This is a genomic window from Streptomyces sp. bgisy100, assembly GCF_057709105.1.
The window spans coordinates 170,662-184,573 of record NZ_JBYITE010000003.1 but is presented as its reverse complement, the minus strand read 5'-3'; the positions used below and the strand labels follow the sequence as shown (position 1 = coordinate 184,573).

Annotated in this window: 11 protein-coding genes; 5 read left to right on the top strand and 6 right to left on the bottom strand. The window is 71.5% G+C overall.

All coding sequences use genetic code 11. The annotated features are described in order from the left end of the window. The first annotated feature begins 32 nt into the window (after positions 1 to 32). Positions 33 to 914 (top strand): RNA polymerase sigma factor SigF, encoded by an 882-nt coding sequence (locus AC3EQ1_RS03730; protein WP_432092773.1) that lies wholly within the window; start codon positions 33 to 35, stop codon positions 912 to 914. A gap of 73 nt (positions 915 to 987) precedes the next feature. Here AC3EQ1_RS03730 and AC3EQ1_RS03725 read toward each other — a convergent pair whose 3' ends face one another. Continuing rightward, entirely contained in the window at positions 988 to 2,316 is a 1,329-nt protein-coding gene (locus AC3EQ1_RS03725; RefSeq protein ID WP_432092772.1) for a PP2C family protein-serine/threonine phosphatase, read from the bottom strand. Between the two features lie 268 nt (positions 2,317 to 2,584). Here AC3EQ1_RS03725 and AC3EQ1_RS03720 point away from each other — a divergent pair, with 268 nt between their 5' ends. After that, the gene (locus AC3EQ1_RS03720) at positions 2,585 to 3,076 is read left to right on the top strand and encodes an Asp23/Gls24 family envelope stress response protein (RefSeq protein ID WP_432092771.1); all 492 of its coding nucleotides are present in this window, start codon (positions 2,585 to 2,587) and stop codon (positions 3,074 to 3,076) included. A 210-nt stretch (positions 3,077 to 3,286) separates the two neighbouring features. Here AC3EQ1_RS03720 and AC3EQ1_RS03715 read toward each other — a convergent pair whose 3' ends face one another. Continuing rightward, complete coding sequence (locus AC3EQ1_RS03715; RefSeq protein WP_432092770.1) at positions 3,287 to 4,366, bottom strand: SCO0930 family lipoprotein; 1,080 nt, start codon at positions 4,364 to 4,366, stop codon at positions 3,287 to 3,289. Between the two features lie 404 nt (positions 4,367 to 4,770). On the opposite strand from AC3EQ1_RS03715, the gene AC3EQ1_RS03710 reads away from it, so the two are divergent. Beyond that, entirely contained in the window at positions 4,771 to 5,628 is an 858-nt protein-coding gene (locus tag AC3EQ1_RS03710; protein ID WP_432092769.1) for an alpha/beta fold hydrolase, read from the top strand. Here AC3EQ1_RS03710 and AC3EQ1_RS03705 read toward each other — a convergent pair. From AC3EQ1_RS03705 to AC3EQ1_RS03690, 4 genes are all read right to left on the bottom strand, one after another. Continuing rightward, a complete protein-coding gene (locus AC3EQ1_RS03705) occupies positions 5,585 to 6,793 on the bottom strand; it encodes an ABC transporter ATP-binding protein (protein ID WP_432092768.1) in 1,209 nt (402 codons plus the stop codon). The two genes, AC3EQ1_RS03710 and AC3EQ1_RS03705, sit on opposite strands and share 44 nt — an antisense overlap. 72 nt (positions 6,794 to 6,865) lie before the next feature. Continuing rightward, positions 6,866 to 7,699 carry a carbohydrate ABC transporter permease gene (locus tag AC3EQ1_RS03700; RefSeq protein WP_432092767.1) on the bottom strand — a complete coding sequence of 278 codons (834 nt, stop codon included), beginning with the start codon at positions 7,697 to 7,699 and terminating at the stop codon, positions 6,866 to 6,868. Then, positions 7,699 to 8,631, bottom strand: coding sequence for a carbohydrate ABC transporter permease (locus AC3EQ1_RS03695; protein WP_432092766.1), 933 nt, complete (start codon positions 8,629 to 8,631; stop codon positions 7,699 to 7,701). Before AC3EQ1_RS03695 ends, AC3EQ1_RS03700 begins: the two co-directional genes overlap by 1 nt. Positions 8,632 to 8,821: 190 nt before the next feature. Further along, positions 8,822 to 10,141, bottom strand: a complete 1,320-nt coding sequence (locus AC3EQ1_RS03690) for an ABC transporter substrate-binding protein (RefSeq protein WP_432092765.1) — start codon at positions 10,139 to 10,141, stop codon at positions 8,822 to 8,824. Between the two features lie 370 nt (positions 10,142 to 10,511). Between AC3EQ1_RS03690 and AC3EQ1_RS03685 the strand changes: the two genes are divergently transcribed. Beyond that, on the top strand, positions 10,512 to 11,285 hold the full coding sequence (locus AC3EQ1_RS03685; protein WP_432092764.1) for a GntR family transcriptional regulator: 774 nt from the start codon (positions 10,512 to 10,514) through the stop codon (positions 11,283 to 11,285). A gap of 281 nt (positions 11,286 to 11,566) precedes the next feature. Continuing rightward, positions 11,567 to 13,903, top strand: a complete 2,337-nt coding sequence (locus AC3EQ1_RS03680; protein WP_432092763.1) for a collagenase — start codon at positions 11,567 to 11,569, stop codon at positions 13,901 to 13,903. Positions 13,904 to 13,912: the final 9 nt, after the last annotated feature.

The following is a 13,912-nucleotide window of genomic DNA, read 5'->3' as shown; positions in this document are numbered from 1 at the left end:
CGCCGCACAACGCGGAAGAAGGGGAGGACCACGTGAGCGCCACGGTATCCACGGCACCGGCTCATCGCGCGACGAGTGAGCCGACGCAGGAGAGCGACACCCGGACGACGGAACTCCCCTGGGTCGAGGACGCGACCAAGGTGGCCCCCCGGGACGCCCGCGAGCTGTCGAAGCTCTTCTTCGACCAGCTGGCGGTGCTGGAGGAGGGCACCCACGACCACCAGTACGCGCGCAACACCCTCATCGAGCTGAACCTCTCCCTCGTCCGCTACGCCGCCTCCCGGTTCCGCAACCGCGCGGACGACATGGAGGACATCGTCCAGGTCGGCACCATCGGTCTGATCAAGGCGATCGACCGGTTCGACCTGTCGCGCGAAGTCGAGTTCACCACCTTCGCCGTGCCGTACATCATCGGCGAGATCAAGCGGTTCTTCCGGGACACCAGCTGGTCGGTCCATGTGCCGCGGCGCCTCCAGGAGCTGCGCATCGACCTCGCCAAGGCGAACGACGAGCTGTCCCAGCGCATGAACCGGGCCCCCACGACCACCGAGATCGCCGAGCACCTCGGGCTCAGCGAGGAAGAGGTCGTCGAGGGGCTCGTCGCCAGCAACGGCTACACGGCCGGATCGCTGGACGTGCCGGTGGACGAGAGCACCGAGAGCGGGAGCGCGACCTTCGCGGAGCGCATCGGCGAACTCGACCCGGCCCTGGAAGGGGTGGAGAACCTCCAGGCGCTCAAGCCGCTCGTCGAGCAGCTCGGGGAGCGCGACCGCCGCATCCTGCAGATGCGGTTCGGTGCGGAGATGACCCAGGCCGAGATCGGCGCCGAGCTCGGGGTCTCCCAGATGCATGTGTCCCGGCTGCTCACCCGGATGCTCGGCAACCTGCGCAGCGGGCTGCTGACCCAGCGCTGAACCGCCGGCCGCGACGGCGGACCGCCAACCGCCAACCGCACCCGGTGCCCGCGGGCACCGGGTGCGGCGGCGTTCAGGCCCGCGGCACGACCAGGGCCAGCAGCGCCGTGTCGTCCCACAGCCGGGCGTCCAGGCCCACCAGGAGCTTCCGCAGGTCGGTCAGGACGCCGTCCGCTCCGGCCGCCGCCGGGCGGGAGACGGCCAGGTGCTCCCGCAGCCCCTCCTCACCGAGCATGCCGCCGCCCGGTGTGCGGGCCTCCGTCAGGCCGTCGCTGTGCAGCAGCAGCCCGTCCCCGGGCCGCATCCGGACGGTGATCCGGGCCATGTGCGGATCGGGCAGCACACCGATCAGCTGCCCGCCCGGCGGGTGCAGCGGCTCCACCGCCCCCTCCCGGCGCAGCAGCAGCGCGGGCGGATGGCCGCCGCCGGCCAGGGTGACGGTGAACCCGTCGCCGTCCGGCGCGAGCAGCCCGAACAGCACGGTGCAGTAGCGGGGGTCGTCGCCCTGCTCCTCGTGCAGCAGCACGGTGTTGAGGATCCGCAGCACCGCCACCGGGTCGGGGTTGTGCACGGCGGCCGACCTGAGGGTGTAGCGGGCCAGTGAGGTCAGCGCGGCGGCTTCCGGCCCCTTGCCGCAGACGTCGCCGAGGAAGAACCCCCAGCGCCGCCCGCCCAGCGGGAACAGGTCGTAGAAGTCGCCGCCCACCTGGTCGGCCGAGGCGATCTCGTAGTGCGCGGCCACGTCCAGGCCCGGTACGCGGGGCAGGGCGGGCGGCAGCAGGGTGCGTTGGAGCACGGAGGCCAGGTGGGCCAGGCGGGCCCGTTCGGTCTCCACCCTGATCCGCATGTCGCGCTCGACCCGCAGCGTACGCATGGCCGACAGCCGCAGCTCCAGCTCGTCCATGACGACGGCGGCGAGATCCGCCAGCGTCGCCAGTTCGCGGTCGCCGATCCGGCGCGGGCGGGTGTCCATGATGTTGACGGTGCCGAGCCGGTGGCCCCCGGAGCCGGTGATCGGGGCGGCCGCGTAGAACCGCACCCCCGGCCCGCCGCGCACCAGCGAATGCGTCGCCGTCCGCGGGTCGCGGCGCGCGTCGGTCACCACGTACGGCCGGCCGTCCAGGATCGCGGAGGCGCACAGTCCCGGTTCCCGGGCGATCTCCGAGACCCCTGGGGGGAGCCCCTGCTGGGCCTTGAACCAGATCCGGTCCCGGTCGACGATCGTCACCGACGCCATCGGGACATCGAAGATCCGCGCCGCGAGACCGGCCACCCGGTCGAAGGCCCCGTCGGCGGGGGTGTCGAGGATCGCGTAGCGGCGCACCGCCGCCAGCCGCGCCCGTTCCCCGGGCCGGTCCGTGGGCGCCGTGCCGCTGGAAGCCGTCGCACTGCTGGAAGCCATCGCGCAGCCCTCCCCTCCGGCAGGCCCACCAACCCGGAAGGAAGGCTTCCACCTGCGAGGACAGCCCATCCTACGGACCCTGCGCAGAACGTCCAGACCTGTCCGCTCGCGGTCCGCACGCGGGGGTCACCGGTGGCCGGCCGCGGCGTCCCGCTCCACCGCGCCGGGGGCCACAGCCGCACCTACGCTGGACGAAGGGGGCCGGGATGCGCGGGAACGCGCGCCTCCGCACGGATCGTCCAGGACCTCTGGAGAGGAGTGGCTCGCCATGGCGGAGCAGCTCAGCACAGCAACGGAGAAGAACGCTTCCCGTGGGGCCGGTGTCTCCACGAGGGCCGCGGCGCCGTCCGCGACGGCGAAGCCGGCGGCACCCACGGAGCGCGGTAGCACCTCCATCGCGGACGGCGTCGTGGTGAAGATCGCCGCGATGGCCACCCGGGACGTGCCCGGCATCCACGACCTCGGCGCCGGCATGGCCCGCACCCTCGGCGCGGTCCGCGAGCGCACCCCCGGCATGCGGCCGAGCGTCGCCCGCGGGGTCAAGGCCGAGGTCGGCGAGCGGCAGGCCGCACTCGACATCGATGTGGTCGTCGAGTACGGCGCCGAGATCACGAACGTCGCCGGCGAGGTGCGGGAGAGCGTCGTCGAGGCGGTGGAACGGATGACGGGCTTCGAGGTCGTCGAGGTGAACGTGGCCGTCGACGATGTGCATCTGCCCGGCGAGGAGGACGAGGAGTCCGAGGGCGCCAGGGTCCGTTAAGTCGGGTCCTCGTCCGGATCGCGGCCCCCGCTCGCGGGGCGGTTCGGGCCCGGTCGGCACGGCACGGGACACGGCCGCACAGCACGATCCCGTCACCGGTGCGCACCGGTGACGGGATCGTGCTGTTCCGCTCCGGCGGGGCCTGTCCCCCCGCCGTCTCAGGCTCCGGATTCCGCTACGGACGGACCGTCACTCCGGGCCGGGCGGAGGTCAGTAGCCGTAGCCGCCACCGGTCGAGCCGTAGGTGTCGGTGGAGCCGCTGTCCGCCGAGGAACCGCTGTCCGCGGCGCCGCCGCTGTAGGACGAGCCCTCCTTCTCGGCGCCGCCGCCCGCCTTGCCCTTGGCCGCGGGGATGGTCTTGCCGCGGTCGTTCTTCGCGTCCTTCTTGATGGCGAACCAGGTGCCGCCCACGCCCTGGCCGTTGGTCTGGCCGGGCTCCTTGTCACCCTTGAAGGTGTACGCCGGCCAGCAGTTGATGGCCTCCTGCTTGGTGCCGTTCGGGGTGGTGAAGGTGAAGAGCAGCTTCGGGTCGATGCCCGCGGCCTTGGCGTCCGCCGCGCTGACCGGCTCCGACGGGGTCCACTTCTCCAGGCACTTGTCGTCGCACGCCGTCTTCATCGGCCACGGGGTGTCCTTGGTGAAGAGGTAGAGCGTCTTGCCGTTCTTGTCCGTCAGCACCTCGCCCAGCTCGGGGCTCTTCAGCACGCCGAGCTTCGGGCGCTCCTTGCCGGACTTCGCACCGTCGGGGGCCGACGCGAACCAGGTGCCGCCGACGTTCTGCCCCTTGGTGTCACCGGCCTTCGCGTCCTTGGCGTAGCGGTACATCGGCCAGCCGCCGACGGTGAGCTGCTCGGTGCCGTCCGAGCGGGTGACCGAGCCGACGAGGTCGGGGTTGAGGCCGGAGGACGCCTTGGCTTCGGCCGCCGGGACGGGCGGCCACGTCTTGGCGCAGTCACCGTCGCAGTTGGACTTGGCGGGGTCGGGGGTGTCCTTGTCGAAGCGGTAGAGCGTCCGGCCCTCGCCGTCCGTCACGATCGGACCCAGCTTGGCGTCGGCCCGCACCGCGAGCTCGCCCGCGGCCTCGGACTCACCCTCCTCCTTCTTGGAGCCCGCGGGGGTGTTGCCCGCAGGGGCGTTGCCCGCCTCGCCCGTTCCGGCGTTCGGAGCGGCCGAACCGGCCGCCGGCTGGACCAGGTCGGTGTTGGCCGGCTTCGCCTCCGAACCGCACGCCGAGACCAGGAGCATGCTCGCAGCCACACCGGCGAGCGACACAGTTCGCCACTTCCCCATAACCAATCCTCACGTTCGCTTGTCTCACCGGGCATCTCCACGCGGCGCTCGGGTCTAGGTACGCAAGCGCCGCGGAGGGTGTTCAACGGACGGCGGGGAGTTTTCGGCGGAGCGCGCCGGGCGGGGGCCGGGGACGCCGTGCGAACAGGCGGTCCCAGGGGCCGCCGCCGGTGGCCGGCGTCCGCTCTTGTGGCAGACCATACGGTAGCGTATGGTCAAACCGTACGTCAGCGTATGGATTCCTCGGGTGCCCGACGAGCAAGGGGAGACCCGTCCTGCGCCGCGACGTGCGGACCGCGGGGGAGCGGGGCGCGCCCCGCCGTCGGCATCGGATGCCCCATGACCTGCCGAACAGGGGACGACAGGTCATGACCTCATCCGCCCGTGCGCCCGGAAGGAGAGTCATGCCCAGCATCGAACTCAGCGCCGGAACCGTGGAGTACGAGGACACGGGAGGGGGCGGCCCGGTCGTGGTCCTGATCCACGGGCTCGGCATGGACGGTTCGCTCTACCGGAAGGTCGTCCCGGAGCTGAGCCGCCGGCACCGCGTCGTCGTGCCCGTGCTGCCCCTCGGCGGTCACCGCACGCCGATGCGCCCGGGGGCCGATCTGTCGCCCCGGGGCATCGGACGGCTCCAGTCGGAGTTACTGGAGCGGCTCGACCTGCGCGATGTGACGCTGGTCGGCAATGACTCCGGTCTGTTCCTGTTCGCCGCGGCCCGCAGCCGGGACCGGATCGCGCGGCTGGTCATCTCCTCCTGCGAGGCCTTCGAGAACTTCCCGCCGGGGCTGCCCGGCAAGGCCGTCTCCCTGGCCGGGAAGCTCCCGGGAGGTCTCTTCCCGGTGGCGCAGGCGCTGCGGGTGCCCGCGCTGCGCCGCGGCCCGACCGCGCTGGGGCGGATGACGAAGCGGCCCGTCCCCGACGAGATCACCGAACAGTGGTTCCGCCCGCTGATCACCTCCCGTGCGGTCCGGCGGGACCTGACGGCGTATCTCCGTTCGGCCCGACCGGGCGACATGCTGGACGCGGCCGAGGGGCTGCGCACCTTCGACCGGCCCACGCTCGTCCTCTGGGCGGCGGAGGACCGGGTGATGCCGCCCGCCCACGGGCGCCGGTTCGTGGAACTGCTGCCGGACGCGCGCCTGGAGGAGGTCGAGGACAGCCGCACCCTCATCCCCGAGGACCGGCCCGACGCGTTCGTCCGGGCGATCGAGGCCTTCATCGGGCCGGTCGGTCGCGGTCGACGTGCTCGGGGTGGGTGAGGTTGGTGCCGGTGCCCGGGTCGAAGATGTGGCCCCGGGCCACGTCGAGCGTCAGCTCCAGGGGGTGGCCCTCCCGGGCCCGGGTGGCCGCGTCGAGCCGGGTGACGATCTGGTCGCCGTGCGAGCCGGTCTCCCGCAGGCCGGAGTCGGCCGCGAGCTCCTCCAGTTCGGCGCTGACGGGCGCTCCCGTCTCCTCGGTGAAGTAGACGTAGACGTCCGAACCCACCGACTCCAGCACGTCCACGGTGACGGTGAAGGTGAACCCGGAGCGGGTGCGCCCCGGGTCCGCCAGCGCCGCGTCCTCGAAGTCCTCCGGGCGGAAGCCGATGATGAGGTCGCGCGGTGCGTTCTGCCGTTCCAGGGCCTGCCGGGTGCGGTCGTCGAGCGGCATGGCGCCCAGTGAGGTGCGCAGGGCGCCGTTCTCCAGCGTGGCGTGCAGGAAGTTCATCGCGGGGGAGCCGATGAACCCCGCCACGAACAGGTTGCGGGGCTCGTCGTAGAGGTGCTGGGGCGTGCCGACCTGCTGCACGAGCCCGCCCCGCAGCACCACGACCCGGTCGCCGAGGGTCATGGCCTCCGTCTGGTCGTGGGTGACGTAGACCGTGGTGGTGCCCAGCCGCTGCTGCAGCCGGGAGATCTGGGTCCGCATCTGCACCCGGAGCTTGGCGTCCAGGTTGGACAGCGGTTCGTCCATGAGGAAGGCCTTGGGGTCCCGGACGATCGCCCGGCCCATCGCCACCCGCTGCCGCTGTCCTCCGGACAGGTTCGCGGGCTTGCGGTCCAGGTGCTCCGTCAGATCGAGGATCCGGGCGGCCTCCTCCACCTTGGTGCGGATGGTCGCCTTGTCGGTCTTGGCCAGCCGCAGCGCGAAGCCCATGTTGTCCCGGACGCTCATGTGCGGATACAGGGCATAGCTCTGGAACACCATCGCGATGTCGCGGTCCTTGGGCGCGCGCTCGTTGACGACCTGGTCCCCGATGCGGAGCGTGCCCTCGGTGATGTCCTCCAGGCCCGCGATCATGTTCAGCGTGGTGGACTTCCCGCAGCCGGAGGGGCCGACCAGGATCACGAACTCGCCGTCGGCGATCGCGAGGTCGATGTCCTTCACGGCGACCGCTCCGTCCGGGTACCGCTTGGTGATGCCCTCGAGAATGATCTCGGCCATGGTCGCTCTTCCTTGTCCTCTGGTCGACGGGCCGCCGTCGGCCCAGGGGCCGGGGGATCCCCGGGTGGCCGGTCAGCCCTTGACCGCCCCGGAGGTCAGTCCGGCGACAATCCGCCGCTGGAACAACAGTACGAAAATGATGATGGGGATGGTGATCACCACGGCGGCCGCGGCGATCGAGCCGGTCGGCTGCTGGAACTGCGAGCTCCCGGTGAAGAACGCGATGGCGGCGGGCACGGTCCGGGCCGCCGTGGTAGAGGTGAGCGAGATCGCGAACAGGAAGTCGTTCCAGCAGAAGATGAAGACGAGGATGGCCGTGGTGAAGACGCCCGGTGCCGCCAGCGGCACGATCACCAGCCGGAACGCCTGGGCGGCCGTGGCGCCGTCCACCTTGGCGGCCTTCTCCAGATCCCAGGGGATCTCCCGGAAGAACGCCGACAGCGTGTAGATCGCCAGCGGCAGCGAGAACGTCATGTACGGGATGATCAGCCCCGGCCAGGTGTCGAACAGGCCCAGGACCCGCTCGATGTTGAACAGCGGCGACACCAGCGAGATCGGCGGGAACATGGCGATCAGTAGCGACATGCCGATGAGCAGCCGCTTGCCCGGGAAGCGCAGCCGCGCCACCGCGTAGGCGGCCATGGTGCCGAGCACGACGGCGATCAGTGTCGCGATGAGCGCGATGCCGATCGAGTTGATCAGCGCCCGGGTGAACTCGGAGGTCTCGAAGATGCCGCGGTAGTTCTCCAGCGTCCACCGGGACGGGACGAAGTCGCCGTCCGTGAGCGTGCTGGGGTCCTTGAACGAGAGGGCGGCGATCCACCACACCGGGAACAGTGCGTAGAGCACCACCACCAGATTGACGACGGTCCAGCCGAGGGCGTGCCGCTTGCCTGCCTCCGCCATCAGCGTTTCACCTCCGAACCGGGTGCGGCTGTGCCGAAGAGCCTGATGAAGACGAAGGCGATGACCGCGACGCAGATGAAGATCAGCACCGAGATCGCCGATCCGATGCCCAGGTTCAGCGCGGTGAACAGGTTGTCGTAGCCCAGGATCGACACCGACCCCGTGTCATGGGCGCCCGCGGTGAGCACGTAGATGTTGTCGAACACCCGGAACGCGTCGAGGGTGCGGAACAGCAGCGCCACCAGGATCGCGGGCTTCATCAGCGGCAGGATGACCAGGAAGAACCGCTGTCCGGCGTGGGCGCCGTCCACCATGGAGGCGCGCAGTGTCTCCTCCGGCACCAGGGCCAGCCCGGCGAGCAGCAGCAGCGCCATGAACGGCGTGGTCTTCCACACCTCGGCCAGGATGATCAGCCCGATGGCCGGCCACTGCTCGGTCAGCGGCGCGCTCCCCGGGGGCAGCAGCCCCGCGAGGTACCCGAGGTCCGGCGTCCAGGCGTACTGCCAGGAGAACGCCCCGACCACCGTCACGATCCCGTACGGGACCAGGATCGCCGTCCGGACCGTGCCGCGGCCGAAGAGGGTGCGGTGCATCACCAGGGCGAGGCACATGCCCAGGACGAGTTCGATCGCCACCGACACCGCGGTGATCAGCACGGTCACCCAGAATGCCGTCCACCAGAACGGCGAGCTGAGCACGGCGCCGTAGTTGCGGAGGCCGATGAACTCCGCCCGCGCGGGGAAACGCAGGTCGTAGCGCTGGAGGGAGAGATACACGGCGTACCCGATGGGGTAGGCCGTCACGGCGAGCATCACCACGACGGCCGGAGCGCACAGCAGCCAGCCGAGCCGACGCTCCTGCCGGGCCCCGGTCGACAGCGCCCGGTCCGCTGCCGGGGGCGCGCCGCCGACCGGTACCTCCTGACGGCTCATCGCGTACTCCCTGCGGGCACGGGATCGGGCAAGGGATCGGGCGTGGCATCGGGCACGGGATCGGGAACGGCCACGGGTGCTGCCACGGGTACTGCCACGGGTACTGCCACGGCTACGGAAAGGCGCTCGGCACCCGGCTCGGCGACCGACTCGACAACGGACTCCGCCCCGGGACGGACGTGCGGACGGCTCACGGGACCAGCCCCTCGGACCGCAGCGCCTGCCGGATCTGCTCCGAGGCCTCGGAGACGGAGCTCACCGGCGCGATGCCGGACGGGGGAGAGAGCGCGTGGGAGATCGCGATCGACACGTTCTGGTAGGCCGGGGTCTGCGGCCGGATGCTCGCCGTCTCCAGCGCGTCGAGCACCACCCCCGAGAACGGATAGCTCTTCCGCAGGGCCGGGTCGGAGTACAGGCTCCGCAGGGTCGGCGGCAGGCCGCCCTGCAGGGCCGCGGCCAGCTGGTTCTCCCGGTTGCGCAGGCAGAGGGCGGCCTCGAAGGCCTCGTCGGGGTGGCGCGAGTACTTCCCGATCGCCAGGTCGATGCCGCCGATCGTCGCGTGGGACGGCCGATCGGTGTCGACCCGCGGGTAGGGCGCCCAGCGGAAGTGCCGGAACAGCCGCGGGTTGTTGGTCTTCATCGACGGATAGACGAACGGGTAGTTGATCTCGAAGGCCGCCGTGCCGGACTCCATGGCCAGCCGGTTCTCGTCCTCCATCTGGTTGGACAGCGACGGGTCGGCCGCCGGGGACGTCGCCAGGTCGTGCATGATCTGCGCGGCCCGCACGGCGGGCGGGCCGAGGGAGGGCGCGGACGCGTTCGGCGTGAGGATGCTGCCCCCGGCGCTCGTGACCAGGGAGTTGAACCAGACGGTGAGCCCCTCGTACTGGGCTCCCTGGATCTCCACGTAGTGCGGCTTGCCCTCGGCGGCCAGCCGCCGGGCGATGTCCAGCATCTCCGCCCAGGTCCTGGGCGGCTTCGGGACGAGGTCGTCGCGGTACCACAACAGCTGGGTGTTGGTGTTGTACGGGGCGGCGTACAGCCGGCCCTGCCAGGTCGCCGTCTGCAGCGGGACCCGCAGGGTGTCCGCGACGGCCTGCCGCCGGGCCGCCCCGGTCCACGGCCGGATCCAGCCGGCCTCGGCGAACTCGGGGGACCACGTCACGTCGAGCCCGAGGATGTCGAGCGAGCTGTCCTGGGCGGCGAGCCTGCGCACCAGCTGCTGCCGCTGGCCGTCCGCCGTGCGGGGCAGCTTGTGGTAGCTGATGGTGTAGCGGCCGTCCGACGCCTTGCTGCAGCTGTCGGCCGCCTTCTGCAGGGCGCCCGAGTCGTCGGGGAAGTTGTACCAGTTGAGGGTGGGGCGGCCGGCGGTCTGCTCGCCTCCGCAGGCGGTGAGCAGTGACGCCGCCAGCAGCGGCGCCACGGCGAGGGCGCGCAGCGTCCGGGGGCGCCGGGCTCGCGCACCGCGCCCGGGCCGGTGCCCCGCGGCCGGGCCGACCCGTCCGTCCATGCGTCCTGCACCTCATTCCGGGGCCGGTGGCACCACGGGCGTCACCCTGCGCAGTTCTCCGTCACAGGGACCTTAGAGCGGGGGCAAATCGATATCAAGCGCTATGAAAGCGTCAGAGATGGATTTATCAGTCGTTTATCCAGGTGAGGGCTCCGTGTGCTGCGGTGGGTGAGGGCCCGGGGAGGGGATGCGTGTCGAGCCCCTCGGTGATGATGAGTCGTCAATAATCGCGATGGCGGCAGCTGTCGGGGGTCCCCGGCTTCCGGGCTGCCGAGCGCGCCGGGCCGGCCCGCCGATATCTTGGGCGCAGGTCGCTCTGCCCGGCCGGTCCCGTCACCGTCACGCCGTCGCCGCTCGAGGAGAAGCGCCCATGACCGCCGACCACGGCTCCCCGCTGAAGCTGCCCCTCGTGCCCGAGCGGCGCAACATCCGGGACCATGTGGCCCACGCCCTGCGGGCCGCACTCATAGCCGGTGAACTGCGCCCCGGACTGGTCTACTCCGCTCCCGCGCTCGCCGGACAGTTCGGGGTCTCTCCGACCCCGGTCAGAGAGGCCATGCTGGACCTTGCCAAGGAGGGCATGGTCGAGCCCGTCCGCAACAAGGGCTTCCGGATCACCGCGGTCTCCGAACGCGACCTCGACGAGTACACCGAGATCCGGCGCCTCGTCGAGGTCCCGCTGATGGGCCGGATCGCCCGCACCGCCCCGCGGGCCGAGCTGGAGGCGCTGCGCCCGGTCGCCGCGCGGATCGTCGAGGCGGCGCGCGCGGGCGATCTGATCGGCTATCTGGAGCACGACCGGCGCTTCCATCTGTCGCTACTGGCCCTGGCCGGAAACGAACGGCTGGTGGAAGTCGTCGGCGACCTGCGCAAGCGCTCCCGCCTCTACGGGCTGACCGGCCTCGCGGAACGCGGCGTTCTCGTCGCCTCGGCGGAGGAGCACGAGCGGCTGCTGGATCTGCTGCTCGCGGGGGACGCCGAGGGTGCCGAGGCGTGCATGGGCGACCATCTGGGGCACGTCCGCACGCTGTGGGCCGAGGGCCGGTCGGCCGGCGGTGGCGTTGAGGGGGATGCGGGGGGCGGTGCGGAGGATGGCGCCGACGTGGACGGAGGCAGCGGCTCCGGGGGTGGAGCGCGGCGGTGAAGCGGGTGGTGGCCCCGGCGCGACTCCCGGCGGGTGGCGCGCTCCACAGGTGAACGGGCGTCATATGAGGGGGAGTTGATATCCCGACCGTGTCGGCGGACACGGCAGGGTGTGCCGCAGCCGACGTCCGGCGGTGAGCGGCGTGCGGGGTGACACTCCACCGACCTTGACGCTCTGTCATTTCTTGGCCGGTTCTTCTCTTCTCCCCGTCAGTAAAATGTCACACCCTACTCTCGACTGCGCGGCCCCGGCCGCAACCCTCCGTTGAGAGGACCCCACCCATGCCCACGCTCAGACGTCCCCACCGTCGAGCTCTGACCGCCGGGCCGGTGCTCGCCCTGCTGGCCGGCCTCTGCCTCTCGCCCGTCGCCCAGGCGGCCCCCGCCGCATCGCGCCCGGCCGCCGCACCCGCGCCCGGCGCGGACCGCCCGGCGTCCGCCCCGCACGACCGTGACCACGCCGTCCGGCTCGCCAAGGCGCCGGCCGTCTCACCCGCCACCGTCCCCGCCCCGCTCACCCCGGAGGGCACCCGGCTCACCGAGGCGCCGCAGGGCGCCGTACGGACCGTCGTCCCGGGCCGGCCCGGGACCGGGACCGGGGCGGCCGTGCCCTGCACCCGCGCCGACGTGGGACGCCTGAGCCCGTCCGGACTGGCGGACTTCCTCACCGCGCCCGACGTCACCGTGGAGAACTGCCTGCGGAATCTGGTGTGGACCTACGACGCCGACCTGGCCCGGGTGCTCACCCCGCAGCACGCCCAGGCCGTCCTGTCCCGCATCGCCGCCGTCTCCCCGCAGAACGACGGCAGCAACTCCGGCCACCTGTACGAGCTGTGGTGGTTCCTGCACGCCGCCGTCTACCACGACTGGTACCGGGACGACATCGACCTCGGGGGAGCGGCCTTCGCCGCCGCTGTCCGTGGCGCCGCCGACGCGTTCACGGCCAACTCCCACGCCTTCGACGACACCGCCCTCGCCGGCGGCACCCTGCACGAATTCATGATCGTGCTGGACACCGAGGGGGTGCGGCAGCACTTCCTCGGGCTGCTCAAGAAGCTGCTGCGGGCCGTCGACGGCAGCACCGACCAGTGGCGCAGCCAGGTCCGCCGCACCGCCGCCCTCGACGCCCTGGTCCTCAACTTCCGCGGACTGACCACCTCCGACGACGGCTTCGAGGCCGCCGTCGCCGCCGACTCCGACTACCGGGCGGCGCTCCGCGCGTTCAGCGGTTACACCCATCTGGCCGCCGAGCACAGCTGGCTGATCCGCGACGGGCTCAGTGAGTACGGACGGCTGAGCACCCTCGCCCCCGTACAGCAGGAACTGCTCCGCGACCTCCAGCAGTTGTTCCCCGTCGTCACCGAGCGCTTCCAGCGGCTCTCCGCGCCCTGGCTCGCCCTCGCCTCCTGGCTGGAGCACCACCGGCTGTGCGCCCCGCACCGGGCCTGCCGTTCCGACGTCGAGGCCGAGGTCTTCCCGCGCGCCTACCGCTACGAGGACGGCGGCATCGAGACCCGCACCGCCCTCGACAACCCCACGGTGGAACAGCTCTACTACGCCTCCGTGCAGGTCAAGGCCCAGTTCTTCCGGATCCTCGGCGCGCACGAACCGCTCGCCGCGGACCCCAACAGCAAGCTCAGCATCCGGCTCTACGCCTCGCGCGCCGACTACGAGAGGTTCCACCCGTACCTCTACGACATGGGCACCGACAACGGCGGCGTCTACATCGAGAACGGGGCCACCTTCTACACCTACCAGCGGCGCGTCCCCCAGGACTCCCGGCTCACCCTCGAGGAGCTCTTCCGGCACGAGTACACCCACTACCTCAACGGCCGCTTCGCCGTGCCGGGCTTCTTCGGCGAGGGACCGTGGTACGAGGGCGACCGCACCACCGCGTTCGACGAGGGCATGGCCGAGTACCTGGCCGGGGCCACCCGCGGCGACGGGGTGAAGCAGCGCAAGGACCTGATCGGCTCCGTCATGCGCGACACCCAGAACGGCGGCCCCCGGATGACCGTCCGTCAGCTGCTGCACGCCGAGTACGCCCGGGACGGCTTCCGCTTCTACAGCTACGCCGGCTCGTTCTTCGCGATGCTCGGCCGCCACTGGCCGGAGCTGCTCACCGAGATGTACGGCCATCTGCGCTCCGACGACGTGGCCGGCTTCGACGCGTTCCGCAACCGGCTCAGCGGTGACGCCGAGATCCAGAAGGCCTACGACCGCTATCTGGACGAGCGGATCGCCGAGTACGACGACCTGTTCGTGCCCCGCACCGAGTACACCCCGCTGCGGAAGCTGTACGCCACCCAGCCGAAGGCCGTGGAGAACAGCCTGCGCGAGGCGACCCGGCAGACCCCGGCGTGCGAGCAGAGCGCCAGGGCCGACATCCCCCGCTTCACCTGCACCGGCCGGATCACCGCCCGGCTCGACGACGGCAGTTCGCCCGGCGCCGTCAGCAAGGCGATGGCGGCGACCGTCGACTACTTCATCCTGGAACGGGCCGCACCGGCGATGAACAATCTGGCCGACATGGTCTGCCAGTACGACAAGGCCACGGTCTGGGCCGACCGGACCGCTGCGACGGCGGACTACTCCTGCACCGGACCCCTCCGTCCGTAACGCCGTGAC

Bases quoted from the DNA above. Each gene is read 5' to 3' on its own strand.
- AC3EQ1_RS03725 (WP_432092772.1), bottom strand. From the start codon at position 2,316: ATGGCTTCCAGCAGTGCGACGGCTTCCAGCGGCACGGCGCCCACGGAC.
- AC3EQ1_RS03720 (WP_432092771.1), top strand. From the start codon at position 2,585: ATGGCGGAGCAGCTCAGCACAGCAACGGAGAAGAACGCTTCCCGTGGG.
- AC3EQ1_RS03715 (WP_432092770.1), bottom strand. From the start codon at position 4,366: ATGGGGAAGTGGCGAACTGTGTCGCTCGCCGGTGTGGCTGCGAGCATG.
- AC3EQ1_RS03710 (WP_432092769.1), top strand. From the start codon at position 4,771: ATGCCCAGCATCGAACTCAGCGCCGGAACCGTGGAGTACGAGGACACG.
- AC3EQ1_RS03705 (WP_432092768.1), bottom strand. From the start codon at position 6,793: ATGGCCGAGATCATTCTCGAGGGCATCACCAAGCGGTACCCGGACGGA.
- AC3EQ1_RS03700 (WP_432092767.1), bottom strand. From the start codon at position 7,699: ATGGCGGAGGCAGGCAAGCGGCACGCCCTCGGCTGGACCGTCGTCAAT.
- AC3EQ1_RS03695 (WP_432092766.1), bottom strand. From the start codon at position 8,631: ATGAGCCGTCAGGAGGTACCGGTCGGCGGCGCGCCCCCGGCAGCGGAC.
- AC3EQ1_RS03690 (WP_432092765.1), bottom strand. From the start codon at position 10,141: ATGGACGGACGGGTCGGCCCGGCCGCGGGGCACCGGCCCGGGCGCGGT.
- AC3EQ1_RS03685 (WP_432092764.1), top strand. From the start codon at position 10,512: ATGACCGCCGACCACGGCTCCCCGCTGAAGCTGCCCCTCGTGCCCGAG.
- AC3EQ1_RS03680 (WP_432092763.1), top strand. From the start codon at position 11,567: ATGCCCACGCTCAGACGTCCCCACCGTCGAGCTCTGACCGCCGGGCCG.